The sequence below is a fragment of the Actinomadura sp. NPDC000929 genome (genome assembly GCF_040492065.1).
GTDB lineage: Bacteria > Actinomycetota > Actinomycetes > Streptosporangiales > Streptosporangiaceae > Spirillospora > Spirillospora verrucosospora.
This window is the reverse complement of record NZ_JBEUPA010000325.1, coordinates 1-1,786: the sequence shown is the minus strand read 5'-3', so window position 1 is coordinate 1,786 and position 1,786 is coordinate 1. Positions and strand designations below refer to the sequence as shown.

The following is a 1,786-nucleotide window of genomic DNA, read 5'->3' as shown; positions in this document are numbered from 1 at the left end:
CGCCGCCGGAGGTCGGCTCGTCCGGCGGCGGGCCGGTCCCGGGCCCTCAGCCGACGGCGAGGGTCAGGATCGGGGCGCCGCTCGGCCGGGCCGAGCCACCGGCGGGCTCGACCGTCACGCCGATGCGCCGGGCGCCGCCGAGTCCGGTGGCGATCACCGGGCGGTCCGACTCCGCCGGGTTCATCGTCCCGGCCGAGCGCGGAGCGGCCGGGCCGAGCCACCACATCTGGTACGTCCTGGCCGACGGCAGGGGCGGCATCCGGTTCGTGGTGACGACGGCCTTGCCGAGCGAGCGCGACGAGACGACCGTGACGGTGGCGGCGGCCGGCGTCCGGACGGTGGAGGTGCGCGCGTCCGGCGCGCTCATCACCGCGGCGACCTGCCGGTTCAGGGACTGCTCGCGTTCCGCGGACCGCTGGACCCGCCATGCCGCGCCGGCGCCCGCCAGCGCCAGCACCAGCACCAGGCAGGCCGCGGCGGCCAGCCAGACCGGCCCGCGCGCCCGGGGGGACGGCAGGCGCCGGGCGAGCGGCGGCGACTGCCGGGTCCGGGCGATCTCCGCCATGACCCGTCCGCGCAGCTCGTCCGGCGGGCGGCGCGCGGCCGCCAGCGCCAGCCGGGCCGCGGTCTCGCGGAATCCGGCGGCCTCGTCGGCGCAGGCCGCGCAGCCCCGCAGGTGGCGCTCGAACCGGCGCCGCTCGGTGTCGGTGAGGGCGTCCAGCGCGTAGGCGCCGGCGAGGCGGTGCGTGTCGAGGTCGTGGGTCATGGCTGCACTCCCAGGCAGTCACGCAACCGGATGAGTCCGTCGCGCATCCGGGTCTTGACGGCGGCGAGGCCGACGCCGAGCAGTTCGGAGACCTCGCGGTAGGTGTAGCCGCCGTAGTAGGCGAGCGTGATCGACTCACGCTGGGTCCCCGTCAGGCCCCGCATGCAGCGGCGCACCTGCTGGTGCTCCAGCCGGACCCCGACCTCCTCGGCGACCTCGTCGTACTCGCGCGCCGGCGCGCCGGCGCGCTCCTCGCGGTCCCGGTCGGCCTGGCTGGAGCGGACCCGGTCGACGGCGCGGCGGTGCGCCACGGTCAGCGCCCACGACGTCGCGCTGCCGCGTTCCGGACGGTAGTGCGAGGCCTTGCGCCACAGCTCGACCAGCACGTCCTGGGCGATCTCCTCCGCCTGCGCGGGATCGCGGACGACCCGCAGCGCCAGCCCGTAGACGGGCCCGGACAGGCGTTCGTACACGTCCCCGAACGCTTCCCGGTCGCCGCGGGCGACGCGGCCGAGCAGCTCGGCCAGGTCCGGCGGCTCCACGCCGACCGCCCCCGCCGGGCGCGGTCCGATGCCCGCTTCGCTCATCTCCACACTGATGATTCGATGCGGACGGCCTGCCGGATGGGTCCGGATCTCGAAAAAATCGCGACCCATCCACCTGCCGTCCGGCCCCGAACACCGGTCGTGACAGACGAACGAGCGACCGGGCCCCTGCGGTGGGCCGCCGCCGGGCTGAGCGGCCTGGCGGCCGCCGCGGCCGCGATGGGCGTCGCGGAGCTGACGGCCGGCGCGCTCGGACGGGTGTCGTCCTCGCCGCTGCTCGCGGTCGGCGCGGGCTTCGTCGACCTCACCCCGGGGTGGCTCAAGGACTTCGCGATCCGCCGTTTCGGCGGCGACGACAAAACGGTCCTGCTGGTCGGGCTCGGCATCGGAGTCGTCGCGGCGGCCCTGGCCATCGGGGCGCTGAGCCGGCGCCGGCTCGCGTGGGCCCTGATCGGGCTCGGCGCGTTCGGGGCCG

2 protein-coding genes and 1 pseudogene are annotated in these 1,786 nt (G+C 76.9%); 1 reads left to right on the top strand and 2 read right to left on the bottom strand.

Translation table 11 applies throughout. The features are described 5' to 3' along the window. Nucleotides 1–46: 46 nt before the first annotated feature. Together ABWI04_RS42675 and sigK are read right to left on the bottom strand one after the other, a co-directional pair. Nucleotides 47–766 carry an anti-sigma factor gene (locus ABWI04_RS42675; protein WP_353835975.1) on the bottom strand — a complete coding sequence of 240 codons (720 nt, stop codon included), beginning with the start codon at nt 764–766 and terminating at the stop codon, nt 47–49. Then, complete coding sequence (gene sigK / locus ABWI04_RS42670; protein ID WP_345182942.1) at nt 763–1,353, bottom strand: ECF RNA polymerase sigma factor SigK; 591 nt, start codon at nt 1,351–1,353, stop codon at nt 763–765. The genes ABWI04_RS42675 and sigK overlap by 4 nt, the downstream gene beginning before the upstream one ends. A 99-nt stretch (nt 1,354–1,452) precedes the next feature. Between sigK and ABWI04_RS42665 the strand changes: the two are divergent. Next, nucleotides 1,453–1,786, top strand: a pseudogene (locus ABWI04_RS42665) (molybdopterin-binding oxidoreductase); the annotation flags it as partial.

Coding starts and splice junctions, on each gene's coding strand:
- ABWI04_RS42675 (WP_353835975.1), bottom strand. CDS start 766: ATGACCCACGACCTCGACACGCACCGCCTCGCCGGCGCCTACGCGCTG.
- sigK (WP_345182942.1), bottom strand. CDS start 1,353: ATGAGCGAAGCGGGCATCGGACCGCGCCCGGCGGGGGCGGTCGGCGTG.